This is a genomic window from Pseudomonas sp. GM84, assembly GCF_000282535.1.
GTDB lineage: Bacteria > Pseudomonadota > Gammaproteobacteria > Pseudomonadales > Pseudomonadaceae > Aquipseudomonas.
Map to the genome: position 1 here is coordinate 1 of NZ_AKJC01000106.1, position 23,958 is coordinate 23,958.

The 23,958-nt window shown below is 63.6% G+C and carries 25 protein-coding genes; 19 read left to right on the forward strand and 6 right to left on the reverse strand.

The genetic code is table 11. The features are described 5' to 3' along the window. Nucleotides 1-158: 158 nt before the first annotated feature. The 9 genes from cysT to PMI38_RS09540 all read left to right on the forward strand — a co-directional run bounded on the left by cysT (nucleotide 159) and on the right by PMI38_RS09540 (nucleotide 7,807). Complete coding sequence (gene cysT, locus PMI38_RS09500) at nucleotides 159-977, forward strand: sulfate ABC transporter permease subunit CysT (protein WP_008093191.1); 819 nt, start codon at nucleotides 159-161, stop codon at nucleotides 975-977. A gap of 13 nt (nucleotides 978-990) precedes the next feature. Continuing rightward, on the forward strand, nucleotides 991-1,863 hold the full coding sequence (gene cysW, locus PMI38_RS09505) for a sulfate ABC transporter permease subunit CysW (protein ID WP_008093193.1): 873 nt from the start codon (nucleotides 991-993) through the stop codon (nucleotides 1,861-1,863). A 3-nt stretch (nucleotides 1,864-1,866) separates the two neighbouring features. Then, the gene (locus tag PMI38_RS09510; protein WP_008093195.1) at nucleotides 1,867-2,856 is read left to right on the forward strand and encodes a sulfate/molybdate ABC transporter ATP-binding protein; all 990 of its coding nucleotides are present in this window, start codon (nucleotides 1,867-1,869) and stop codon (nucleotides 2,854-2,856) included. Between the two features lie 385 nt (nucleotides 2,857-3,241). Further along, nucleotides 3,242-4,030: an energy transducer TonB gene (locus tag PMI38_RS09515; RefSeq protein ID WP_008093197.1), complete on the forward strand. Its 789-nt coding sequence runs from the start codon at nucleotides 3,242-3,244 to the stop codon at nucleotides 4,028-4,030. Nucleotides 4,031-4,060: 30 nt separating this feature from the next. Then, complete coding sequence (locus PMI38_RS09520) at nucleotides 4,061-4,780, forward strand: MotA/TolQ/ExbB proton channel family protein (RefSeq protein ID WP_008093200.1); 720 nt, start codon at nucleotides 4,061-4,063, stop codon at nucleotides 4,778-4,780. Between the two features lies 1 nt (nucleotide 4,781). Continuing rightward, nucleotides 4,782-5,183 carry an ExbD/TolR family protein gene (locus tag PMI38_RS09525; RefSeq protein WP_008093202.1) on the forward strand — a complete coding sequence of 134 codons (402 nt, stop codon included), beginning with the start codon at nucleotides 4,782-4,784 and terminating at the stop codon, nucleotides 5,181-5,183. A 186-nt stretch (nucleotides 5,184-5,369) separates the two neighbouring features. Beyond that, nucleotides 5,370-5,951, forward strand: a complete 582-nt coding sequence (locus PMI38_RS09530) for an alpha/beta hydrolase (RefSeq protein WP_008093203.1) — start codon at nucleotides 5,370-5,372, stop codon at nucleotides 5,949-5,951. 63 nt (nucleotides 5,952-6,014) lie between these two features. Then, a complete protein-coding gene (locus tag PMI38_RS09535; protein ID WP_008093205.1) occupies nucleotides 6,015-6,845 on the forward strand; it encodes a sigma 54-interacting transcriptional regulator in 831 nt (276 codons plus the stop codon). Between the two features lie 176 nt (nucleotides 6,846-7,021). Further along, a complete protein-coding gene (locus PMI38_RS09540; RefSeq protein ID WP_008093207.1) occupies nucleotides 7,022-7,807 on the forward strand; it encodes a MetQ/NlpA family ABC transporter substrate-binding protein in 786 nt (261 codons plus the stop codon). Between the two features lie 185 nt (nucleotides 7,808-7,992). Here PMI38_RS09540 and PMI38_RS09545 read toward each other — a convergent pair whose 3' ends face one another. Further along, nucleotides 7,993-10,356 carry a penicillin acylase family protein gene (locus PMI38_RS09545; RefSeq protein ID WP_008093209.1) on the reverse strand — a complete coding sequence of 788 codons (2,364 nt, stop codon included), beginning with the start codon at nucleotides 10,354-10,356 and terminating at the stop codon, nucleotides 7,993-7,995. Nucleotides 10,357-10,456: 100 nt separating this feature from the next. Further along, nucleotides 10,457-11,026 (reverse strand): DUF6436 domain-containing protein, encoded by a 570-nt coding sequence (locus PMI38_RS09550; protein WP_008093211.1) that lies wholly within the window; start codon nucleotides 11,024-11,026, stop codon nucleotides 10,457-10,459. A gap of 217 nt (nucleotides 11,027-11,243) precedes the next feature. Between PMI38_RS09550 and PMI38_RS09555 the strand changes: the two genes are divergently transcribed. Then, nucleotides 11,244-12,170: an alpha/beta hydrolase gene (locus PMI38_RS09555; RefSeq protein WP_008093212.1), complete on the forward strand. Its 927-nt coding sequence runs from the start codon at nucleotides 11,244-11,246 to the stop codon at nucleotides 12,168-12,170. On the opposite strand, the gene PMI38_RS09560 is transcribed toward PMI38_RS09555, so the two are convergent. Beyond that, nucleotides 12,171-12,923 (reverse strand): DUF2059 domain-containing protein, encoded by a 753-nt coding sequence (locus tag PMI38_RS09560; protein WP_008093213.1) that lies wholly within the window; start codon nucleotides 12,921-12,923, stop codon nucleotides 12,171-12,173. A gap of 113 nt (nucleotides 12,924-13,036) precedes the next feature. On the opposite strand from PMI38_RS09560, the gene PMI38_RS09565 reads away from it, so the two are divergent. After that, nucleotides 13,037-13,669: a 2OG-Fe(II) oxygenase gene (locus tag PMI38_RS09565; RefSeq protein ID WP_043273329.1), complete on the forward strand. Its 633-nt coding sequence runs from the start codon at nucleotides 13,037-13,039 to the stop codon at nucleotides 13,667-13,669. Continuing rightward, nucleotides 13,656-14,159 (forward strand): DUF523 domain-containing protein, encoded by a 504-nt coding sequence (locus tag PMI38_RS09570; RefSeq protein ID WP_008093216.1) that lies wholly within the window; start codon nucleotides 13,656-13,658, stop codon nucleotides 14,157-14,159. The genes PMI38_RS09565 and PMI38_RS09570 overlap by 14 nt, the downstream gene beginning before the upstream one ends. Before the next feature lie 124 nt (nucleotides 14,160-14,283). On the opposite strand, the gene PMI38_RS09575 is transcribed toward PMI38_RS09570, so the two are convergent. Then, nucleotides 14,284-14,772, reverse strand: coding sequence for a transporter substrate-binding domain-containing protein (locus tag PMI38_RS09575; protein ID WP_008093218.1), 489 nt, complete (start codon nucleotides 14,770-14,772; stop codon nucleotides 14,284-14,286). Nucleotides 14,773-14,969: 197 nt separating this feature from the next. Between PMI38_RS09575 and PMI38_RS09580 the strand changes: the two genes are divergently transcribed. Then, entirely contained in the window at nucleotides 14,970-15,449 is a 480-nt protein-coding gene (locus PMI38_RS09580; RefSeq protein WP_008093219.1) for a DUF4399 domain-containing protein, read from the forward strand. A gap of 55 nt (nucleotides 15,450-15,504) precedes the next feature. Here PMI38_RS09580 and serA read toward each other — a convergent pair whose 3' ends face one another. Beyond that, nucleotides 15,505-16,734, reverse strand: coding sequence for a phosphoglycerate dehydrogenase (gene serA, locus PMI38_RS09585; RefSeq protein WP_008093221.1), 1,230 nt, complete (start codon nucleotides 16,732-16,734; stop codon nucleotides 15,505-15,507). Nucleotides 16,735-16,905: 171 nt separating this feature from the next. On the opposite strand from serA, the gene PMI38_RS09590 reads away from it, so the two are divergent. The 4 genes from PMI38_RS09590 (at nucleotide 16,906) to PMI38_RS09605 (ending at nucleotide 21,053) form a co-directional block, all read left to right on the forward strand. After that, nucleotides 16,906-18,303, forward strand: coding sequence for an FAD-binding oxidoreductase (locus PMI38_RS09590; protein WP_008093222.1), 1,398 nt, complete (start codon nucleotides 16,906-16,908; stop codon nucleotides 18,301-18,303). Between the two features lie 25 nt (nucleotides 18,304-18,328). Further along, complete coding sequence (locus PMI38_RS09595; RefSeq protein ID WP_008093224.1) at nucleotides 18,329-18,994, forward strand: fumarylacetoacetate hydrolase family protein; 666 nt, start codon at nucleotides 18,329-18,331, stop codon at nucleotides 18,992-18,994. Between the two features lie 138 nt (nucleotides 18,995-19,132). Next, entirely contained in the window at nucleotides 19,133-20,059 is a 927-nt protein-coding gene (locus PMI38_RS09600) for an SdiA-regulated domain-containing protein (RefSeq protein ID WP_008093226.1), read from the forward strand. 91 nt (nucleotides 20,060-20,150) lie between these two features. Beyond that, nucleotides 20,151-21,053, forward strand: a complete 903-nt coding sequence (locus PMI38_RS09605) for an SdiA-regulated domain-containing protein (protein ID WP_008093228.1) — start codon at nucleotides 20,151-20,153, stop codon at nucleotides 21,051-21,053. Nucleotides 21,054-21,151: 98 nt separating this feature from the next. Here PMI38_RS09605 and rpiA read toward each other — a convergent pair whose 3' ends face one another. Then, a complete protein-coding gene (gene rpiA / locus PMI38_RS09610; RefSeq protein ID WP_008093229.1) occupies nucleotides 21,152-21,826 on the reverse strand; it encodes a ribose-5-phosphate isomerase RpiA in 675 nt (224 codons plus the stop codon). 132 nt (nucleotides 21,827-21,958) lie between these two features. Here rpiA and ilvA point away from each other — a divergent pair, with 132 nt between their 5' ends. Beyond that, the gene (gene ilvA / locus PMI38_RS09615; protein ID WP_008093230.1) at nucleotides 21,959-23,473 is read left to right on the forward strand and encodes a threonine ammonia-lyase, biosynthetic; all 1,515 of its coding nucleotides are present in this window, start codon (nucleotides 21,959-21,961) and stop codon (nucleotides 23,471-23,473) included. A 39-nt stretch (nucleotides 23,474-23,512) separates the two neighbouring features. Further along, nucleotides 23,513-23,938, forward strand: coding sequence for a DUF2269 domain-containing protein (locus PMI38_RS09620; protein ID WP_008093232.1), 426 nt, complete (start codon nucleotides 23,513-23,515; stop codon nucleotides 23,936-23,938). Nucleotides 23,939-23,958: the final 20 nt, after the last annotated feature.

Genomic DNA, 23,958 nt, shown 5'->3' on the forward strand with positions numbered 1-23,958 from the left:
CGGCCCTATCGCCGGCAAGCCGGCTCCCACAAGGTTCACCGCTGACCTTCTGTGGGAGCCGGCTTGCCGGCGATGGGCTGCACAGCAGCCTCAGGATTCAGTAGCCTGCACCGGCCCGGCATAACCGCCGGGCTTCGTGCGTTCAACCAGGGATATTTATGTCACGTCGCATTTCCCCCGTCATACCCGGCTTCGGGCTGACGCTGGGCTACACCTTGGTGTACCTCAGCCTGATCGTGCTGATACCGCTGGCCGCCATGTTCGTGCATGCCGCGCAGCTCACCTGGGAGCAGTTCTGGAACATCATCAGTGCCCCGCGGGTGATCGCCGCGCTGCAACTGAGTTTCGGCACCGCCCTGTTCGCCGCCATCATCAACGGTGTGATCGGCACCCTGCTGGCCTGGGTGCTGGTGCGCTACACCTTCCCCGGGCGCAAGATCATCGATGCGATGATCGACCTGCCGTTCGCCCTGCCCACCGCAGTTGCCGGTATCGCGTTGACCGCCCTGTACGCGCCGTCAGGCTGGGTCGGCCAGTTCGCCACCGACCTGGGCTTCAAGATCGCCTATACGCCGTTGGGCATCACCCTGGCGCTGACCTTCGTCACCCTGCCGTTCGTGGTGCGCACGGTACAGCCGGTGCTCGCCGACATCCCCCGTGAGGTCGAGGAAGCCGCCGCCTGCCTGGGCGCCAAACCGTTGCAGGTGTTCCGCCACATATTGGCTCCGGCGCTGTTGCCGGCCTGGCTCACCGGCTTTGCCCTGGCCTTTGCCCGTGGCGTGGGTGAGTATGGATCGGTGATCTTCATTGCCGGCAACATGCCGATGAAGACCGAGATCCTGCCGCTGCTGATCATGGTCAAGCTCGACCAGTACGACTACACAGGCGCGACCGCCATCGGCGTGTTGATGCTGGTGGTTTCCTTCATCCTGCTGCTGCTGATCAACCTGCTGCAGCGCCGTATCGAAACCCCTTGAAGGAGGCCCGGCTATGTCCAGTTCATCCCTGAGCGCCAGCGCCGCCGCCAATGCCGCCCGGCGTGGCAGCGCCACCTCGCGGCGCATCCTGATCGGCCTTGGCTGGCTGGTGTTCGCGCTGTTCCTGCTGCTGCCGCTGGTGATCGTGGTGTCGCAGGCATTGAAGAGCGGTTTCGGCACGTTCTTCGAGGCGATCTTCGAACCCGATGCCTTGTCGGCGCTGAAGCTGACCCTGCTGGCGGTGTTCATTTCGGTGCCGCTGAACCTGGTGTTCGGCGTCAGCGCCGCCTGGTGCGTGAGCAAGTACACGTTCCGCGGCAAAAGCGTGCTGGTCACCCTGATCGACCTGCCGTTCTCGGTGTCGCCGGTAATCGCCGGCCTGGTCTACGTGCTGATGTTCGGCGCCCAAGGCCTGTTCGGCCCCTGGTTGCAGGACCACGACATCCAGATCGTGTTCGCCCTGCCGGGCATCGTGCTGGCGACCATCTTCGTCACCGTGCCCTTCGTCGCCCGTGAACTGATCCCGCTGATGCAGGAGCAGGGCACGCAAGAGGAGGAGGCCGCGCGCCTGCTGGGCGCCAACGGCTGGCAGATGTTCTGGCACGTGACCTTGCCCAACATCAAATGGGGCCTGATCTACGGCGTGGTGCTGTGTACCGCGCGGGCCATGGGCGAGTTCGGCGCGGTGTCGGTGGTGTCCGGCCACATTCGTGGCGTGACCAACACCTTGCCGCTGCACGTGGAGATCCTCTACAACGAGTACAACCACGTCGCGGCCTTCAGCGTGGCCAGCCTGCTGCTGATCCTGGCGCTCTTCATCCTGCTGCTCAAGCAGTGGAGCGAGAACCGTATTAACCGCCTGCGCCATAGCGCCGCGGAGGAATGATTCATGTCGATCGAAGTTCGTAACGTCAGCAAGCGCTTCAACAGCTTCCAGGCTCTGGACAACATCAACCTGGATATCCACAGCGGTGAGCTGGTGGCCCTGCTCGGCCCGTCCGGCTGCGGCAAGACCACCCTGCTGCGCATCATCGCCGGCCTGGAAACGCCGGACGACGGCAGCATCGTGTTCCATGGCGAGGATGTGTCCGGCCATGATGTGCGTGATCGCAACGTCGGTTTCGTGTTCCAGCACTACGCGCTGTTCCGCCACATGAGCGTGTTCGACAACGTCGCCTTCGGCTTGCGCATGAAGCCCAAGGGCGAACGCCCGAGCGAGAGCAAGATCGCCGAGAAGGTTCATGAGCTGTTGAACATGGTGCAGCTGGACTGGCTGTCCGACCGCTACCCTGAGCAGCTCTCCGGTGGCCAGCGTCAACGTATCGCCCTGGCCCGCGCCCTGGCGGTAGAGCCCAAGGTGCTGCTGCTCGACGAGCCGTTCGGCGCCCTCGATGCCAAGGTGCGTAAAGAGCTGCGCCGCTGGCTGGCGCGGCTGCACGAGGACATCAACCTGACGTCGGTATTCGTGACTCACGACCAGGAAGAGGCCATGGAAGTGGCAGATCGCATCGTGGTGATGAACAAGGGCGTGATCGAGCAGATCGGCTCGCCTGGCGAGGTCTACGAGAAGCCGGCCAACGACTTCGTCTACCACTTCCTGGGCGATTCCAACCGCCTGGCCTTGAGCGAAGGGCATCACGTGTTGTTCCGCCCGCACGAAGTGTCGCTGTCGCGCCATGAAACCGAGGGGCACCATGCCGCCGAGGTGCGGGATATTCGCCCGCTCGGTGCGACTACCCGGGTGACCTTGAAGGTGGAAGGGCAGAGCGAGCTGATCGAAGCTGAAGTGGTCAAGGATCACGACAGCCTGACCGGGCTGGCGCGGGGCGAGACGCTGTTCTTCCGGCCGAAGGTTTGGCAGAAGGTGGCGGATATCTGAGTCGCTTCGACGCATGAGGAACCCGGGCACAGCCCCGGGTTTTTTATTGCCTGTTAAGGCCTATTCGCGGGGCAAGCCCGCTCCCACAAGTACCCCTACAGTAATCACGGCCTGCGGTGAGCCTGTGGGAGCGGGCTTGTCCCGCGAACGAGGGCAAAGCCCTCGCAGCAATCTCATGCCTTGCACGAATATTTCAGATGCCTTCAAAGCATGCTGTTTTACCCAAACGCCTACGACCCGCGAACGGCGCGGCTTTGCCACATCTCTGAAAATCACATATGCCATAACGATCTAGCTTTAACTTTAAACATTACTTTAAGAGATAAGCCTCTGGCCCCGATGATTCAGCCACACACCTGAATCAAGAACCCCAGGAGTTTGATCAATGGGTAATGTCCAGACGGCCGTCAGGGCCTACGACCAGCCATGGCGCCCGGCCCCGGGTGACCTGGTCGAGCTCGGACGGACGCTACGCCTGCCATTGGGCCAACTGCGCCTGCAACGCACCCCGGTCAGTGGCCTCAAGCGCCGCGACAAGCTGGCGCTGGCGCTGCTGGTGCTGGCCTTGCACGGTGCCGCAGCCTACTGGGTCAGCCAGGCTCCGACCCCCGAGCTGCCCGTGGTGCCGCCACAGATTCCACCCATGACCATCGAGTTCGCCGCCCCCGCGCCGCCCGTGGTCGAGCCGCCTCCACCGGCCCCGGCACCGCCTGTGGTGGAGCCACCGCCACCGGTGGTCGACGAGCTGGCCGCCAAGCCCAAGCCCAAGCCAAAACCGCTACCCAAGCCCGTGGCCAAGCAACCGCCCAAGCCACAGCCCAAGCCGGTCGAGGCGCCGCCACCTGCTCCGGTCGCGGCTCCGGCACCGCCCGCGCCACCCGCGCCAGCGCCGGTCACGCCACCTTCGGCCAACGCCGCGTACCTGAAGAACCCGGCGCCGGAGTACCCGCAGATGGCCCTGCGCCGTGGCTGGGAAGGCACCGTGCTGCTGCGCGTCGAGGTGTTGGCCAGCGGCAAGCCGGGCCAGATCCAGATCCAGAAAAGCAGTGGCCGTGACGCCCTCGACGCTGCCGCCCTGGCTGCGGTCAAGCGCTGGAGCTTCGTTCCTGCCAAGCAGGGCGACGTGGCCCAGGCCGGCTGGGTCAGCGTGCCAATCGATTTCAAGCTTCGTTAACTTTTTCGCAGAACACAGGAAGACATCATCATGAGCCTGCTGGCATCCCCCCTCGAATCCGTTGAAAGCGCAGTCATCTGGCTGTTGGTCGGTTTCTCTGTCGTCACCTGGGGCCTGGCCCTGGTCAAGGTCGTGCAGTTCGTGCGGCTCAAGCACCAGGACAAGCGCTTCCACCAGCAGTTCTGGGCGGCTTCAAGCCTGGATTCGGCTGCCGAAATCAGCCATGAGTCACCCGGCCCTGCGGCCCGTGTCGCCCAATCCGGTTACGCCGCGATCGCCGTCGGCGATACCCAGGCCAACGACCTGAGCCACGCCATCAACCACCAGGACCGCCTCGAACGTGCCCTGCGCCAGCAGATCGTGCGTGAGCGCCGTTCGCTGGAAACCGGCCTGGCGGTGGTGGCCAGTATCGGCAGCACCTCGCCCTTCATCGGCCTGTTCGGCACGGTGTGGGGCATCATGGAAGCGCTCAAGGGCATCAGCGCGGCCGGCTCGGCCAGCCTGGAAACCGTGGCCGGCCCGATCGGCGCGGCGTTGGTGGCCACCGGCGTGGGTATCGCCGTCGCAGTGCCGGCGGTGCTGGTCTACAACTACTTCCTCCGCCGCCTCAAGCTGACCGCCGCCGACCTGGATGACTTCGCCCACGACTTCTACAGCCTGGCGCAGAAGAGTGCCTTCCGCGTGCTGGTGCACCCGGCGGCGCACAAGGCCCATGTCGGGTTCACCCAGCCGGTGAAGGAGGCGTCCTGATATGGCCTTTTCGACCCAGGACAGCGACGAAGTCCTCAGTGAAATCAACGTCACACCCTTGGTGGACGTCATGCTGGTACTGCTGGTGGTGTTCATTGTCACCGCGCCGCTGCTGACCAACGCCATCCCCATCAACCTGCCCAAGACCGAGGCGGTAGCCCCGGTCGAGCAGAAGGACCCGCTGGTGGTAAGCATCGACGGTGACGGCAAGCTGTTCATCAACAAGGACCAGATCCAGCCTGACCTGCTGGAAACCAATCTCAAGGCGGCCAAGGACAAGGACGCGCAAGTGCGTGTGCAGCTTCAGGCCGACGACGGCGTGAACTATGGCGAAGTGGCCCGCGCCATGGCGGCCATCGAACGGGCCGGAATCAGCAAGCTGGCGGTGATCACCGCGCGCTGACCGGCGAACCCTCTTCAGGCAAGTGCTCAGGGCCATATCTCTTGGCAGGGGATGGCCCTTTTTTTATTGATGCGGGTCATTGATTTTGCTTTTTTGGTTATTAATAAATAGCTTCTTATTCCTTTACTGATATAACTCGAGCCCTATACTGACCTGCAAGCACGCAAACTTACTGGAGGCGTCCCCATGCGCAATGAGTCGATTCGTTACCTGATTGTGCCGGGCTGGCAAGGATCGCCAGACAACCATTGGCAAAGTCACTGGCAGCGCAGCCTGCCCAACAGCGCCCGGGTCGAGCAGCACGACTGGTTGACCCCGCAGCGCCAGGATTGGGTGCAAGCGCTGGAACGGGCCATCGCGGCCGAACCCTCGCCGGTGATCCTCATCGCCCACAGCCTGGGCTGCATCACGGTCGCCCATTGGGCGGCGCAGGCCAGCCCGGCGCTGCTGGGGCGTGTACGCGGTGCACTGTTGGTGGCGCCAGCGGACGTCGAGCGCCCGACCTGCGCACCGGCCTTGCGCAACTTCGCGCCGATCCCGTTGCAGGCATTGCCGTTCCCCAGTCAGGTGGTCAGCTCGGACAACGACCCTGCGGTCAGCGTGCCGCGTGCGCTGTACCTGGCCCAGGCCTGGGGCGCTGAAGCCGGTCTGCTGAGCAATGCCGGTCACATCAACGTCAAGTCCGGGCATGAGCGCTGGGAGCAGGGCTTCGCCTACCTGTATCGCCTGCAAAGCCGGGTTGAGCAGCGCGCGCTGCGTCGCGCCTGATCCACCTTATCGTTCACCTTTGCCTGACGCCCGGCCACCCACGACCCGGGGCGGGAGTTCTGCATGACTTTTCAAAACCCCTTTGGCCAGCCGTTGCTGACCTTTCCTGAACTGGACAAGAGCCCACTGAGCATCCGTGCCAAGGCGCTGGTGTTCATCGACCCACGCTCGCAGCAGCTGCGCCAGGCGCTGGAACACCTGGCGCCGCAAGCGCTGCCAGTGTTGATCCGTGGCGAAACCGGCACCGGCAAGGAGTTGCTGGCGCGGCAGATCCACCGCGCCAGCGACCGCGCCGGCTTGTTCGTGTCGGTCAACTGCGCCGCCATCAGCCCGACCTACGCGGATGCCGAGTTGTTCGGCTACAGCGCCGGGACCCTGGGCGGCACTGCCAGCAGCCGCGCCGGCTGGTTCGGCTCGGCCAACGGCGGCACCTTGTACCTGGACGAAATCGCCGATCTGCCACTGGAGATTCAGGGCAAGTTGCTGGCGGCGCTGGAAAACCGTGAGGTCACCCGGGTTGGTGCGCAGCAGCCGCAAGCGGTGGATGTGCGCCTGGTGGCCGCGACCAGCATCGACCTGGCGCGCGTGGTACGCGCAGGCCGTTTCAACGAGCGGTTGTACCAATACCTGCTCGAAGGTGCGCTGGAGCTGCCGCCCTTGCGTGAGCGGCGCGGCGATATCCTGCCGCTGGCCGAGTACTTCGTGGGCATCTATTGCGTGCGCCTGCAACGCCCGCTGCCGCTGATCAGCGAAGCGGCGCAACGCCTGCTGGAGGCCCATGCCTGGCCGGGCAATACCCGCGAGCTGGAGAACGTCATCCACTTCGCGCTGCTGGTCAATGACGGTGACGAGATCCTGCCAGAGGACCTCGATTTGCCGGACACCGCACGCTAGACAGCGCTCATGAACAAATGCCGTGATGGCTATTTGTTTTCGGCATAAGCAGCTAATTAAAAGATATTGTTCTGGAATAAAAAATCTCGGTATTGTCCGCCTCACGCTCCCGGGTGAACCGGTTGGGCAACCGACTTTGCCATCGCCGATGGCCCAGAATCAGAACAAGGACCACCATGAAGAAGACCCTGCTGACCACGGCCCTGGCCGCCGCCCTGTCGTTCTCCGGCCTGGCCGCCGCTGCCGAGAAACTGGTGGTTGCCGCCACCCCGGTACCGCACGCCGAGATCCTCGAACTGATCAAGCCAACCCTGGCCAAGGAAGGCGTGGACCTGCAGATCAAGGTCTTCACCGACTACGTGCAACCTAACGTTCAGGTCGACCAGAAGCGTCTGGACGCCAACTACTTCCAGACCCTGCCGTACCTGCAGAACTTCAACGAAGGCAAGGGCACTCACCTGGAAACCGTGGTCGGCGTGCACGTCGAGCCCTTCGGTGGCTACTCGAAGAAGGTCAAGAGCCTGAGCGAGCTGAAAGACGGCGCCACCGTTGCCATCCCTAACGAGGGCAGCAACAGCGGCCGCGCCCTGCTGCTGCTGCAGAAGGCTGGCCTGATCACCCTGAAAGACCCGAAAAACGCGCTGGCCACGCCCAAAGACATCGCCGAGAACCCGAAGAAGCTGAAGTTCCGCGAGCTGGAATCGGCCATGCTGCCGCGTGTGCTGGACCAGGTCGACCTGGACATGATCAACACCAACTACGCGCTGGAAGCGGGCCTGAACCCGGCCAAGGATGCGCTGGTGATCGAAGGCAGCGACTCGCCTTACGTGAACTTCCTGGTGGCACGCCCGGATAACAAGGACAGCGATGCGATCCAGAAGCTGGCCAAGGCCCTGACCAGCCCTGAAGTGAAGGCATTCATCGCCAAGAAGTACAGCGGCGCGGTGCTGCCGGCGTTCTGATTCGCCTGCCTGGCCCTCGCATGAAAAACGCCGACGCATTTGCGTCGGCGTTTTCGTTTGTGGCTGGCGCAAATGCTGAGCTGGCTTTGCCGGCCCTTTCGCGGGACAAGCCCGCTCCCACAGTTTCACCACAACTCTCTGTGGGAGCGGGCTTGTCCCGCGAATGGGCTGCAGAGCAGCCCCCTTCACTCCGCCGGAACCAGCTTGAGTGAGCTTTGCGTTGGAATTGCCCCCATCTGCGTTCGCTGATACCGCCCTTCGATATACCCCTCTGCCTGGTCCGAATAGTGTGCATCGAACGGCACGCCACTCTGCCCGACAGGGTTGCTGGTCAACACCTGCCCGGCATCGGCAAAGTCGATCAGCCGCCGTGTCGAAGGCCCGTAAGTCACCGGCCACGGTGCCGGCCCGATCTTCGCCGACAGGTTGTTCGGTACCTCATGGGTGCCGGGCGCTGCAAACGGTCCGACGTTGAACAGCAGGTTCAGCGGCTTCTTCACCCCCAGCGGATGATTGTGCGTGAGGGTATGCGCCTTGCCCCACTGCCAGCTGGCCGGGTCGTTGCCGAAGGTGTCGCGCAGGTGCTTGAGGCTCTGCTGCCAGGCGATGCGTACGACGCTGGTGCGATCAGTGCGCTGATTGGCACCACGGGTATTCCACCAGGGCGATTCGGCGTCGGCCGCCAGGCGCGGCAGGGCGGCATCGATGGCGCGGGTGCCGATCAGCACCGGGAACCAGGTGTCGCCCAATTCGTCGTGCAGCGCGGCATAGGCCAATTCGTAGAGGAACTGGTTGAACAGCGTGGCGCTGGTGGATTCCAGCGGATAATCGCCAGCCCAGGCCGCCAGTTGCTCGACCAGCTCCTTTTCTTCGTCGCCCTGGGCAACATTGCGCAGGGTCGCCAGCAGCGGCGCCAGGGTTCGCGGACCGTAGTCGCTGGCTGTATCCAGCTGCAGGGCCTGGCTGTTCTGGGTGTCCCATTTCACCTCAGGGTTGGCCAGCTGGCGGTCGAGCTGGCGACCGCGGTCGGGCAGGTTGTAGTAACCGGGAATCGCCATCGCGGCAGGCGGCTGGGCGTTGGCCGAGACGATGTAGCCACTGGCCGGGTTCTCCTGTTGCGGGTTGGCGCTGAACGGGTAGAAGCCCAGCTTGTCCGCCTGGGCACTGGCCCCGTCGAGGATGAACGCCGGGTCGACCCCGTCCGGTCGGATCGGCAACTGCGCGGCAGCCCACCAGCCGATATCGCCACTGGCATTGGCCCAGACGAAGTTGAGCCCCGGTGCCTGCACCTTGGCTGTCGCCTCGCGCATCTTGGCCAGGGTATCGGCGCGGTTGAGCTGGTAGAAACCTTCGAGAATAGGGTTTTCGGTTTCCAGGAACGCCCACCACATGGCGATTGGCGTGGTGCTGGCGGTGGCGCCGAGCACCTCATTGACGATCGGCCCGTGGGGTGAGCGGCGCAGGCTGATGGTCACGGGCTGCTCACCCTTGACCGCGATCTGCTGTTCGGTCTTGTCCAGCGTTCGCCACTGGCCATCGACCATGACCTGTTCGTTGTTTTCAGGGTTGGTCTTTTCCGCGATCAAGTCGACGTCGTCGTTCTGGAACATGGTCAGGCTCCAGCCGAAGTCGCGGTTGTGCCCAAGCAGCGCGAACGGGTTGAGGGCCTGGAAATAGCCGTACAGGTTGAAGCCCGGTGCCGACAGCTCGGCTTCGTACCACACGGCCGGCACCGCGAAGCTGATGTGCGGGTCGCCAGCCAGCAATGGCTTGCCGCTGCGGGTGCGGCTGCCGGCGATGGCCCAGGCATTGCTGCCCTCGAACTGCGGGATGCCCGCTTCGCTCAATGCATCGTGGCTGAGGCGGGCCAGTGCTTCCAGGCTCTGCCAGTCGACCGTCGCCAGCGGGGTGGCCAGTGCGCCTTCGGGCTGCCAGCCGAGGTCGAAAATCTCCAGGTACTGCGGACCGAACTGGTCGCGAATGTAGGTGAGGGCGGGCTCGGTGCGAAACGCGGCGGCGAAGCTGTAGGCCAGGTAACCGGCGATGCTCAGGGTGTCTTCAGCGGTGAACGGTCTGGGCGTGATGCCGAGCAGGTCGAACTCCATGGGTTTGGGGTGGCCGTCCTGCCAGCTGTTGATACCGTCGATGTAGGCTTGCAGGGCTTGCCAGGCGGGCGACTGGTGGTCCAGGCGCTGCACCATGAGCGCGGCCTGCTCGCGGATGCGCAGGCTGCGGAACAGCTTGTCGGTGGGCAGCAGCTTGTCGCCCAGCACTTCGGCCAGCTCGCCACGGGACAGGCGGCGCATGATTTCCATCTGGAACAATCGGTCCTGGGCGTGCACGTAGCCGAGGGCACGGTACAGGTCGGCTTCGTTCTCGGCCTGCAGGTGCGGGACGCCGCGGGCGTCGTAGCGCACGCTGACGGGCGCCTGCAGCCCGGCGAGGGTGACCTCGCCCTGGCGCTGCGGCAGCTTGCCCTGCACGTACCAGTAGCCGGCACCGGCGGCCACGGCCACCACCACGGCCAACAGGGTGAGGCTGCGTTTCATCGAGACTCCTTGTGCATTCGAGTGAAAACCGTGGTCCGACCTTCGACGGACTCGCGAACAGAGCATAGCCCCCGACAGGAGCATTCACGCCGTGGTCGGGTCAGCCGGCCCAAGGGCAATAGCAGCCCACCGCCAGGGTATTGGACGCGGTGACCTGGCGGCCGTCGAGCAATGCCTTGAGGATCGGCTCGATGAAGCTGTTGCTGGCATTGCACACCGCGCCTTCGCTGTAGGGCCCGAAATAGGCGAGGTGGCCCTGCTGGTCCCAGATCGCCACGGCGGGAGACGCGGGCAGGTGTTCGCTGCCGGGCAGTTGGGCGATGGGCTGCAGGCTGCCGAGGTTGGCGGGCAACTGGCCGTGGCTGCCCGGCTTTTGCACGACGTGGAAGGTGACGCCCTGGCCGGCGAAGTGGCTGACGAGCTCGCCCAGGTGTTGCTGGTTGCCGACGTTGCACGGGCAGGCCGGGTCCCAGAAGTGCACCACGCGGAGGGGGCCGGGCCCGGCGAGCTCGGCGGGCAGGCGCAGTTGGCTGCCGTCGAAGAAGGTGGTCTGGTTGTCGAAGGGGCGCAGGTAGCGGGATTGGAAGCTGGAGTACGCCTGCCAGAGGACGGCGACGCCGAGCAGCAGGGCGAGCGTGGTCAGGATGGGTTTGAGGAGGCGGGTCTGCATGAGTGTGCGCGTGGGCCTTGTGGTGGATTCACGGGCCCCATCGCCGGCAAGCCGGCTCTCACAGGGATCTCACCAGGCCAGAAAGGGGTGATATCCCTGTGGGAGCCGGCTTGCCGGCGATAGGGCCGGTGCAGGTGACACATGTCCCAAGCTTGCCACGGCGAAGCTCAGAGCTGAATATCCCAGATCAATACTCGCTTCGCTGTGGATGTACCTGATGCCTGCTGCCTTTGACCCCGACCGCCTGCGCGCCAGCCTCGCGCCCCTTGGCGCACGCCAGCCCTTGTCTGCGCAAGCGCAGGAGTACCAGCGCTTTTATGGCCTGAACCTGCCGGCGCAGAGCTGGTTGGGCGGTTTCCAGGCGGCGGGTTTCGATCTGGTCGGGCAGGTGTGGGAGCCGCAGCGGCCTGTGGCGACCCTGTTTCTGCTGCACGGCTACTACGACCACATGGGCCTTTATCGGCATGTGATCGAATGGGCGCTGAAGCTTGGCTATACGGTCATCAGCTGCGACCTGCCGGGCCATGGCCTGTCCAGTGGCGAGCGTGCCAGCATCAGCGATTTCGCGTTGTACCAGCAGGTGCTGGATGCACTGTTCGAGCAGGCGCAACAGCTTGCATTGCCACGCCCATGGCATCTCTGCGGGCAGAGCACGGGCGGCGCCATCGCCGTCGACCACCTGCTGCACAAGGGCGCAGAGAGCCCCATCGATGGCCAGGTGATCCTCCTGGCGCCGCTGGTACGGCCCCGTGCCTGGCGGTGGTCGAAGTTCAGTTACCGGGTGCTGCGCCACTTCGTCAACGGCATCGAGCGGCGCTTCAGCGAGAACACCAACGACCCGACCTTCCTCCCATTCCTCGAAGCCGACCCGCTGCAACCCCGGCGTCTGCCGACGGCCTGGGTCGGCGCGCTGATGGCGTGGGTCAAGCGTATCGAGGCTGCGCCACGCAGCACGCGGCAGCCATTGATCGTACAGGGGGAGGCCGATGGCACGGTGGATTGGCCCTACAACCTCGAAGTGCTCAAGGCCAAGTTCGCCGAACCGCAGATTCTGATGCTGCCCGAAGCTCGCCACCATTTGGCCAACGAGCTGCCGGGCATTCGCCAGCGCTACTTCGACTTCATCGACCAGCGCCTGGGCTGATCACTTCAGGTCCGCGCCGTTCTGGCCGACCGCCAGGCCCGCACGCACCGCGGCCACGGCGGCCTGGTAGTAGGCCTTGCCTTGCGGCGACTCGGCGAAGGTGGCGAACTGCTCGAGCTCGGCGTCGGACAGGTCACGGTAGACGTACAGCAAGGTATTGTTGAGGTCTTCGCCAATCTGGTTCATCAGCCGTTGGCGTTGGCCATCGAGCAGGCCCTGGGCCTGGCCACCACCGAACAGGCCGGGGATCATCGAACTCAAGCTGTCGGCGGCGACCCCGGCAATCGCCAGGCTGACTTCGGCACCGGCCTCACGCGCGGGCAGGGCCTGGGCCAGGTGGCCGATGATCAGGATGCGGTTGTCGCTGGCCTGGATCTTCGGCAGGCCCTTGGCGTTCTTGGCCAGTTGGTCCTTGCGCGTGGCCAGCAGTTCGGCGGCGACGATCTTGCGTCCCAGCGGAGACTGGAAAAAGGCCAGCGCCGGCGCCGGGTCAGGCAGGGCGACGCGCAGTTGTGCCTGGGCCCGCCGGTCCATGGCCTGGGCCTGGAAGCGTTGGTTGCTGTTGTTGACCAGCGCCTGGTATACCGCAGGCGGCAGGCTGTTGCGGTAGCGCAGCTGGGCAGCGCTCACGGCATCGTTGAAATGGGCGCGCTGGTCGGGCCAGCCGGCGGCCTTGTACAGTTGATCAAGGCTGTCTGCCCAGACAGGCATGGTGCAGATCATCAGAAAAAACAGAGAAAACAGACGGCGCATTCAGGACTCCTGTCGGCAGGTGGCTATTGTCCTTGGCCGAACGCCGGTTTGTCGAGACAGGCGCGAGTTTCTCGGCCAAGTGGCGCTGTGCGAGTGCGGGGCTTATGGATATGATGCGCGCCATGCACATTTCCCCTGAACACCCGATGCTTGCGGCCGTCGTCGACGATCTGGCCACCCATGGCTGGTCCCAGCAAGCGCTGTTTCTGCCTGCCGACCTGGTTCGCGCGCTGGCGGCTGAGTGTCGGCGCCGCGATGCCGAAGGCGAACTCAATCCTGCCGGGGTTGGGCGCGGGGTTTCCCAGGAGGTGCGCGAAGCCATCCGCGGTGATCAGATCCAGTGGATCGACCCAGGCCAGGCCGAAGCCTGCGATCAATACCTGGAAGCCATGGACCACCTGCGCCTGGCCATCAACCAGGGCCTGTTCCTGGGCCTTGAAGACTTCGAATGCCACTTCGCCCTGTATCCGCCAGGTGCGTTCTACCGCCGGCATCTGGACCGCTTTCGCGACGATGACCGGCGAATGGTTTCGGCGGTGCTCTACCTCAATGAAGACTGGCAGCCAAAGGATGGCGGCCAGTTGCGCATGTTCCTGGCGGACGGTGTGGAGCACGATGTGCAGCCGCTGGCCGGGAGCCTGGTGGTGTTCCTGTCGGGCGAGGTGCCCCATGAGGTGTTGCCCGCCACGCGTGAGCGGTTGTCGTTGACCGGTTGGTTCCGGCGCCGTGGCAATGACCTGTTCTGACCTGCCCAAGGTGCTGGTCAGCGCCTGTCTGCTGGGGCAGCCGGTGCGTTACGACGGGCGGGCCAGTGGGCATCCTGATCTTTTGCAGCGTTGGCAGGCCGAGGGCCGCGTGGTGCCGTTGTGCCCGGAAGTGGCTGGCGGGTTGCCGACGCCACGGCCGCCGGCGGAGATTCCAGGTGGCCAGGGTGGCGACGTGCTCGATGGCGGCGCGCAGGTGCTGACAGTGGCGGGCGAGGATGTCAGTGCGGCCTTTCTTGCCGGTGCGCAGCAGGCCCTGGCACTGGTGCGCCGATATGACATCCGGGTCGCGGTGCTCAAGGCTGGCAGCCCTTCGTGTGGTAACCGGTTGACCTACGATGGCACGTTCACTGGGGTGAAGGTGCCGGGGGAGGGGGTGACCACGGCGTTGCTGCGACGCGAGGGGGTGCAGGTGTTCAGCGAGCTGGAGCTGGAAGAGGCACAGCGGGCGTTGGCCGCGCTTTCAGCGTAGTTCTGCGCCTGCCTCTTCGCGGGACAAGCCCGCTCCCACAGGAACTCCACAGCTTTAGATTTGTGTGCAATACCTGTGGGAGCGGGCTTGCCCCGCGAAAGGGCCGGTACAGTCTAAAAAGCACTCACTGCCCCGCCGCAGTCTCCTGCTCACCCTTGAACCATTTCTGTTCAAGCTCCGACGTGCGCCCACGGTCCTTGAGCCGCTGCAGGGCATTGTTCAGCGCGCTTTCAAAGGCCGGGTTGTCCTTCTGGAACGGAATCACGAACTTCTTCTCGCCGAACGGCTGGCTGACATCGAACGGGCCTTTCGCCTCGGGCGTGTTGCCCGCAGGGGTCAAGGCAACATCGTACTTGCCGCTTTCGACACCCGGGAGCACCTCTGCCGCCGGTGCCTCGATGAATTCGGCGCGCAGGTCCAGCTCCTTGGCCAATTCCTGGCCGAACTCGATCTCGAAACCGGTCAGGTGGTCATTTTCCTTGAATGCGTAAGGTGGACTGTCGGCCTGCACGGCAATACGCAGTTCGCCCCGGTCGGCTATTTCGTCTATCAGCTCGGCTTGAGCCAATGGCGTGATCAGTACTGCTAGCAGTACGCCCATGGTCGAACGCATGTAATGCCCCTTTTTCGGCAGTTGAATAACTATCGCCGCAACTTTGTTCCTTCGTCGCGGTCGAGCGCAGCCTATGACCTTGAAGCCTTGGCGAGGTTTAACCCTAACTGAAATATTTCTCTTTGTGGGCTATGGTGAAACACCGCCGCCGTTGATTTATCAAGCTGCGGTCTTTAAGTGAATCACAGGAGAAGTGAATGAACAGCCTATTTTCGCGTGCTGCCGTCGCCGGATTGCTAATGGGAGCCGCAGTCGTGGCCAGCGCCGCAGATACCGCGCTGAAGAGCCAGGAGCCACCCAAGGATGCCAAGGTCTTCATCGTTTCCCCCGCCGACGGCGCCACGGTCGACAAGACCTTCACCGTCAAGTTCGGCATCGAGGGCATCGCGCTCAAGCCGGCGGGTGACCAGACGGAGCACTCGGGCCATCATCACCTGCTGGTGGATGTGGACAAGGAGCCTGTCGCCGACCAGCCGCTGCCGACCAGTCTGATGCCAGAGAGCGGGGTAGCGCTGCCGGCCGGCCCGCAAGTACTGCACTTCGGCAAGGCACAGACCGAGGCCACCATTACCCTGACGCCGGGCAAGCACACCTTGCAACTGGTGTTGGGCGACAAGTACCACGTACCGTTCAAGCCGAGCGTCGAGTCGAAGAAGATCACCGTCGAGGTGAAGTAAGCACAACGAAAAAGGGAGGCCACCAGGGCCTCCCTTTTTCATCCAGCGATCACACTCAGAACAGTACGCGCGAGCGGATGGTGCCCTTGACCTGTTGCAACTTCTCTTGCGCCAGATCGGAGTACTCGGCGTCCACGTCGATTACCACGTAGCCCACTTTCTCGTTGGTCTGCAGGAACTGACCGGAGATGTTGATGCCGTTCTCGGCGAAGACCTTGTTGATCTCGCTGAGTACGCCTGGGATGTTTTCGTGGATGTGCAGCAGGCGGTGCTTGCCCGGGTGCGCCGGCAGGGCCACTTCCGGGAAGTTGACCGAGGATACCGAAGTACCGTTGTCGCTGTACTTGACCAGCTTCTCGGCCACTTCCAGACCGATGTTGGCCTGGGCTTCGGCGGTCGAACCACCGATGTGCGGGGTCAGGATCACGTTGTCCAGGCCGCGCAGCGGGCTTTCGAACTCTTCGTCGTTGGAGCGCGGCTCGACCGGGAACACGTCGATGGCGGCGCCGATCAGGTGCTTGTCCTTGATCGCGGCGGCCAGGTGGTCCAGTTCGACCACGGTGCCACGGGCGGCGTTGATCAGGATCGAGCCCTTCTTCATCGCGCGGATTTCCTTCTCGCCGATCATCCACTGGGTGGACGGCAGCTCAGGCACGTGCAGCGAGACGATATCGGCCAGGCCCAGCAGTTCGTGCAGGCTGGTGACCTGAACGGCGTTGCCCAGTGGCAGCTTGGTCAGCGGGTCGAAGAAGTACACCTGCATGCCGAGGCTTTCGGCCAGTACCGACAGTTGGGTGCCGATCGAGCCGTAGCCGACGATGCCCAGCTTCTTGCCGCGGATCTCGAAGGAGTTGGCAGCGCTCTTGATCCAGCCACCACGGTGGCAGGAAGCGTTTTTCTCGGGGATGCCGCGCAGCAGCAGGATCGCTTCGGCCAGCACCAGTTCGGCGACCGAGCGGGTGTTGGAGTACGGTGCGTTGAACACGGCGATACCGCGCTCGCGGGCAGCGGCCAGGTCGACCTGGTTGGTGCCGATGCAGAAGCAGCCGACGGCGACCAGCTTCTTGGCGCAGTCGAAGATCTCTTCGGTCAGTTGGGTGCGCGAGCGGATGCCGATGAAGTGGGCATCGGCGATCTTTTCCTTCAGCTCGGCTTCCGGCAACGAACCAGTGAGGTATTCGATGTTGGTGTAGCCGGCAGCCTTGAGGGTATCGACCGCGTTCTGGTGCACACCTTCAAGAAGAAGGAACCTGATCTTGCTCTTGTCGAGAGAAGTCTTGCTCATCTGCGTAAACCTGTATCCCGGAGAAAAAATGGCGAGGGGTGATGCTAGGCGCGGCATCGGCCTTAGCATGAACAGCGGGAGGGCTATGCTAGCATACGCGACACAATCTGAGCTTATCCCGACAGGTGAAGAGTACTCAGGGTGACTATGAATAAGTCGAGAGTTCCAGCGATGACCCAGCCTGCGGTAATTGATGAACTGATGACCCTTGTCGACCCGGGCAAGGTCCTGACCGACCCGGCTTCCCTGGAGGCCTTTGGCAAGGACTGGACCAAGCATTACCCCCCGGCGCCCACGGCCATCGTGTTTCCCAAGACTGTAGAACAGGTGCAGGCCATCGTCGGCTGGGCCAATCGCCATCAGGTCGCGCTGGTGCCCTCTGGCGGGCGTACCGGGTTGTCGGCCGGGGCCGTGGCGGCCAATGGCGAGGTGGTGGTCGCCTTCGACTACATGAACCAGATTCTCGACTTCAATGCCTTCGACCGCACCGTGGTCTGCCAGCCAGGTGTCATCACCCGGCAGTTGCAGACGTTTGCCGAAGAGCATGGCCTTTATTACCCGGTGGACTTCGCCTCCAGCGGTTCCAGCCAGATTGGCGGCAATATCGGCACCAATGCCGGCGGCATCAAGGTGATTCGCTACGGCATGACCCGCAACTGGGTGGCCGGCCTGAAGGTGGTCACGGGCAAGGGCGAGCTGCTGGAGCTGAACAAGGATCTGATCAAGAACGCCACGGGCTACGACCTGCGCCAGCTGTTCATCGGCGCCGAAGGTACGCTGGGCTTCGTGGTCGAGGCGACCATGCGCCTGGACCGTGCCCCGCGCAACCTCACCGCCATGGTGCTGGGTACGCCGGACTTCGACTCGATCATGCCGGTGCTGCATGCCTTCCAGGGCAAGCTCGACCTGACCGCGTTCGAGTTCTTCTCCGATAAGGGCCTGGCCAAGATCATGGCCCGGGGCGATGTGCCGGCGCCGTTCGCCACCGACTGCCCGTTCTATGCCTTGCTGGAGTTCGAAGCCAGCACCGAGGCGGTGGCCAACGAGGCGCTGGCCACGTTCGAACACTGTGTCGAACAGGGCTGGGTGCTGGATGGGGTGATGAGCCAGAGCGAAACCCAGCTGAAGAACCTGTGGAAGCTTCGCGAGTACCTGTCGGAAACCATCTCCCACTGGACGCCGTACAAGAACGATATTTCGGTGACCGTTTCCAAGGTGCCGGCCTTTCTGCGTGACATCGATGCCATCGTCAGCGAGCACTATCCGGACTACGAAGTGGTCTGGTACGGCCATATCGGCGACGGCAACCTGCACCTGAACATCCTCAAGCCCGACCCCATGAGCAAGGACGACTTCTTCGCCTCGTGCGCCAAGGTCAACAAGTGGGTGTTCGAGATCGTCCAGCGCTACAACGGCTCGATCTCCGCCGAGCACGGCGTGGGCATGACCAAGCGCGACTACCTGGGTTACAGCCGCTCGCCTGAAGAAATTGCCTGCATGAAGGCGATTAAGGCCGTCTTCGACCCTAACGGCATCATGAATCCGGGTAAGATCTTCGCTCCTGAATAAAAAGCAGCAAGCCTAGGAGTCGGCCATGAGTTACCAGCACCAGTACGTAGACGGCACGCGTATCCACTTCCCGCTGGGCAAGGTGGTGTGCATCGGCCGCAACTATGCCGAGCATGCCAAGGAACTGGACAACCCCATCCCCAGCGAGCCGCTGCTGTTCATCAAGCCGGGTAGCTGCGTAGTGCCGCTGGAAGGTGGTTTCAAGATTCCGACCGACCGTGGCTCGGTGCATTACGAGGCCGAGATTGCGGTATTGCTTGGCAAGTCGCTGTCCAGCCATGCGTCCGAGGAAGAAGTGCTCGACGCCATTTCCGGCTATGCGCCGGCGCTCGACCTGACCCTGCGCGACGTGCAGGCCAAGCTCAAGGAGAAGGGCCTGCCGTGGGAGCTGGCCAAGAGCTTCGACGGTGCGTGCGTGCTGCCGCCCTTCGTCTCGGCCGCCGCCTTTGACGATGTCACCGATATCCCGGTACGCCTGACCGTCAACGGCGAAGTGCGCCAGGATGGCAACAGCGCGATGATGCTCAACCCGATCGTGCCGGTCATTCAGTACATGGCGCGGCATTTTTCGCTGCAGGCGGGTGATGTGATTCTGACCGGTACGCCGGCTGGCGTTGGCCCGTTCAATGTGGGCGATGAGCTGGTGCTGGAACTGCCGGGCGCGAGCCGCTTCGAGAGCCGTGTGCTCTGATCCAGGACTGAGCGCAGTTTTCTGTGGGAGCCGGCTTGCCGGCTCCCACAGGGGCCGCGCAAGCTTTTGGGTTTTTACCGTTTTTTTCACAATCCATCCGGATAATGCGCCAACCCCTTTTTCCCAGGACCACTCCGCATGGCATCTCCTTCCAGCGCCCCTGCTTCCTCCAGGCCCAAGCGTCGCTTCTACCTGCGCTGGCCCTTCGGCCTGGCTGTTGCCGCGGTGATTGGCTACGGGCTGGCGATTGCCATGCACTGGGATGACCGTGGTCTGCTGTGGGTCAAGGAAGGCTTCGAGAGCAGCGCCGAGCGCAGCGAAAGCGTCTGGCTGCCGGACTACCAGGTCGATATCGATGCCAAGCCACTGCCCGGCATGGACGATGACGAAGCCTCGGACGTGGCGTTCAACCCGCAGACCCGCACCCTGTTCGTGGTGATGGGCAAGAACCCGTTCCTGGTCGAGCTCAGCCTCGAAGGCGATGTGCTGCGGCAGATCCCTCTGGTGGGCTGGAGCAACCCGGAAGGCCTCGCCGTGCTCGAAGATGGTCAGCTGGCCATCACCGATGAGCGCCTGCACGACCTGACGGTGGTCAAGGTGGACGCGCAGACTCGCACGCTGAACCATGCGGATTTCCACAGCTACGACCTGGGCAAGTCGGTCAAGAGCAACAAGGGCTTCGAGGCCGTGGCCTGGGACCCGATGCGCCAGCGCCTGGTGATTGGCGAAGAGCGGCCACCGAAGCTGTACACCTGGGCCTCCGACGGTCGCAGCCCGCTCAAGGGTGACAAGCAGCTGCTGGCCAGTGACGAGCTCGACGTGCGCAACCTCTCGGCCCTTGGGGTCGACCCGCGTACCGGTCACCTGCTGGTCTTGTCGGCCGACTCCAACATGCTGCTGGAGCTCGATGAACAGGGCCAGCAAGTCAGCTTCATGACCCTGTTGGGCGGCTTCAACGGCCTTGAGGACACCATTCCGCGTGCCGAAGGCGTGGCCATGGATGACCAGGGCAACCTGTACATGGTCAGCGAGCCTGCGCTCTTTTATCGCTTCAAGAAGAACTGATGGCATTGTCGGATCATTCTGACGCCGAGATTAAGCTTTACTTCAGTAACCCATGGTTAGATTCGCCACCCCCTGAGTCGAGTCTGCCGTTATGCGTCGTTTTCTTCGTTTGCCTTTGCTGTTCGTGTTTGCCGGGCTGCTGGTACTGGGCCTGGCCGGGCAGGAGTTTCGCCTGTACGAGCGGGCCTGGTTCAACGTCAAGGCTTGGTGGCAACCGGCCGAGCAGAGCATGGGCCTTGAGCGCTACCAGGTGGTTATCGAGGCTCAGCCGGTGGACGGGCTGGATGACGACCTGTCAGCGCTGACCTACGATCCCGACCGCAAGACCCTGTTCACCGTCACCAACGCCCGTTCGGAGTTGATCGAGCTGTCGCTCGACGGTCGTATTCTGCGCCGCATCCCGCTGACCGGCTTCGGCGACCCGGAAGCCGTGGAATATGTCGGCCCCAACAGCTATGTGATTACCGATGAGCGTCAGCAACGGCTGATCCGCGTGCGTGTCGACGACGACACGTTGTTCCTTGATGCCGGGGATGCCGAGCAACTGTCCCTGGGCATCGGCCTGAACGGCAACAAAGGTTTCGAAGGGCTGGCCTACGACTCTGCGGGCAAGCGTCTGTTCGTGGCCAAGGAGCGCGACCCGATGCTGATCTACGAGGTGCATGGCTTCCCCCACGAAAACCCCGAGCAGCCCTATGCGGTGCATGTGGTGCAGGATCGCAAGCGCGATTCGCGGTTGTTCGTGCGCGATCTCTCCAGCCTGCAGTTCGATGAGCGCAGTGGGCACTTGCTGGCGTTGTCGGATGAGTCGCGGCTGGTGCTGGAGCTGGATGTCGAGGGCAGGCCGCTGAGCACCTTGTCTTTGCGCAAGGGGTTTCAGGGGCTCAAGCAGACAGTGCCGCAGGCGGAGGGGATTGCGATGGATGAGGCGGGTACCATCTATCTGGTCAGCGAGCCGAACCTGTTCTATGTGTTCAAGCAGCCGGCTGATTGATTGGGCTTGAGGGCCTCTTCGCGGGACAAGCCCGCTCCCACAGATTGCCATACATCCAGTGGCGTCCCTGTGGGAGCGGGCTTGTCCCGCGAATGGCATCACTCGGCCTTGAGGCTCTTCACGCCTTCCGAGGTGCCCAGCAGCAGCAAGTCCGCCGGCCGCGCCGCGAACAGGCCGTTGGTCACCACGCCGACGATGGCATTGATCTGCGCTTCCAGCTCCACCGGGTTGGTGATCTGCAGGTTGTAGACGTCGAGGATCACGTTGCCGTTATCGGTCACCACGCCTTCACGGTACACCGGGTCGCCGCCCAGCTTGACCAGCTGGCGGGCCACATGGCTACGGGCCATCGGGATGACCTCGACCGGCAGCGGGAAGGCGCCCAGCACCGGTACCAGCTTGCTGGCATCGGCGATGCAGATGAAGGTCTTGGCCACGGCCGCGACGATTTTCTCGCGGGTCAGTGCCGCGCCACCGCCTTTGATCAGGTTCAGGTGCGCGTCGCTTTCGTCGGCGCCGTCGACGTAGAACTCCAGCTCGCTGACGCTGTTCAGCTCGTAGACCGGGATGCCATGGCCCTTCAGGCGCTGGGCAGTGGCCTCGGAGCTGGCGACCGCGCCGTCGAAGGCTGTCTTGTGCTGGGCCAGGGCGTCAATGAAGAAGTTGGCAGTCGAACCCGTACCGACGCCGACGACGCTCTTTTCATCCAGCTTCGGCAGAATGAAGTCGACAGCGGCCTGGGCGACGGCCTGTTTGAGTTGGTCCTGGGTCATGCGGGCTCCGAAAGGGGCAGGGCGGTTTCAAAGTTGCCTAGTATAACGGCTTGGGCGGCTTTGCTGTGGTCGCCCGACGTAGCGCTGGGGTAGACTCGCAGCCCTTGTCCCGCGGCCAGTGATGCTTTCCCGATGCTCGAACAGTACGTCAAGAAGATCCTCACCTCGCGCGTCTACGACGTCGCCGTCGAAACCCCGTTGCAGAGTGCTCCACAGCTGAGCAAGCGCCTGGGCAACCAGATTCTGCTCAAGCGCGAAGACCTGCAGCCGGTGTTCTCCTTCAAGATCCGTGGGGCGTACAACAAGCTGGCGCAACTGAGCCCTGAGGAGCTGGCCCGTGGCGTGGTCACCGCCTCGGCGGGCAACCATGCCCAGGGCGTGGCCCTGGCGGCCCGGGAGCTGGGTATCAAGGCCACCATCGTGATGCCCAAGACCACCCCGGAGATCAAGGTCGAGGGCGTGCGTTCGCGGGGCGGCAAGGTGGTGCTGCATGGCGACTCGTTCCCTGAAGCGCTGGCCTATTCGCTGAAGCTGGTGGACGAGAAGGGCTTCGTCTACATCCATCCCTATGACGACCCGCACACCATCGCCGGCCAGGGCACCGTGGCCATGGAAATCCTGCGTCAACACCCCGGTCAGCTGGACGCGATCTTCGTGCCGGTCGGCGGCGGTGGCCTGATCGCCGGTATTGCCGCCTACGTGAAGTACCTGCGCCCGGAAATCAAGGTGATCGGCGTCGAGCCGGACGACTCCAATTGCCTGCAGGCGGCGATGGCTGCGGGCGAGCGCGTGGTGCTGCCACAGGTCGGGCTGTTTGCCGATGGCGTGGCGGTGGCGCAGATCGGCCAGCACACCTTCGATATCTGCCGCTTGCATGTGGATGAAGTGGTCACGGTGAGCACCGACGAGATCTGTGCGGCAATCAAGGATATCTACGACGATACCCGCTCGATCACCGAACCTGCTGGCGCCTTGGGTGTCGCCGGGATCAAGAAGTACGTCGAGCTCAAGGGCGTGACCGGTCAGACCCTGGTGGCCATCGACTCGGGCGCCAATGTCAATTTCGACCGCCTGCGCCATGTCGCCGAGCGTGCCGAGCTGGGTGAAAAGCGCGAAGCCATCATCGCCGTGACCATTCCCGAGCGCCCGGGCAGCTTCAAAGCCTTCTGCGAGGCCATTGGCAAACGCCAGATCACCGAATTCAACTACCGCAAGCACACCTCCGACGAGGCGCATATCTTCGTCGGCGTGCAGACGCACCCGGAGAACGACCCACGGGCCGCCCTGGTGCAGCAGTTGATCGAGCAGGGCTTCCCGGTGACCGACCTGACCGACAACGAACTGGCCAAGCTGCATATCCGCCACATGGTCGGTGGTCACTCGGCCGGTGCCAGCGACGAGATCGTGCTGCGCTTCGAGTTTCCCGAGCGGCCGGGGGCGTTGTTCAACTTCCTCACCAAGCTGGGCGGGCGCTGGAACATCTCGATGTTCCACTACCGCAACCACGGCGCAGCCGACGGGCGTGTGGTGGCAGGGCTGCAGGTGCCGGAAGACGAGCGGCACCTGGTGCCGGCGGCGCTGGCCAAGATCGGTTACCCGTACTGGGACGAGACCGACAACCCGGCTTACCGGCTGTTCCTGGGCTAAGCGGCTAAGCTTGGCTTACTGCTCAAGGATGCGAAGCTCATGGAACATCTGACAACCCTCAAGGCGCTGCACATCATTGCCACTGCATTGCTCCTGCTGGGTGCGCTGGGCCTCGCGATCTGGACGGTGCGCGCCCGTCGCCAGGGTGACGCCGAGGCTTATGGCAAGCTGCTGCGCCGGCCGCTGGTGTTCGTCTGGTTGCTGATGGGTGTGTGCCTGGTGAGCATGCCGTTCACCGGCTGGTGGCTGGTGCATCTGGTCGGCTGGCCGTTGGGGCAGACCTGGGTGCTGGCCTCCAGCGTCATCTATACGCTTGGCGCGTTTGCCGTGTGGTGGTTGCTGGTGCGCCTGAACCGGCTGCGCAAGGCCGAGGTGGTGGGGTTGCGGTTTACCTTGGCCTTGGCGGTGTTCAGCGGGGTGTGCTTCCTGTCCATTGCCGGGTTGATGGGCGCCAAGCCGGTCTAGGGGCTGCGTTGCAGCCCAAT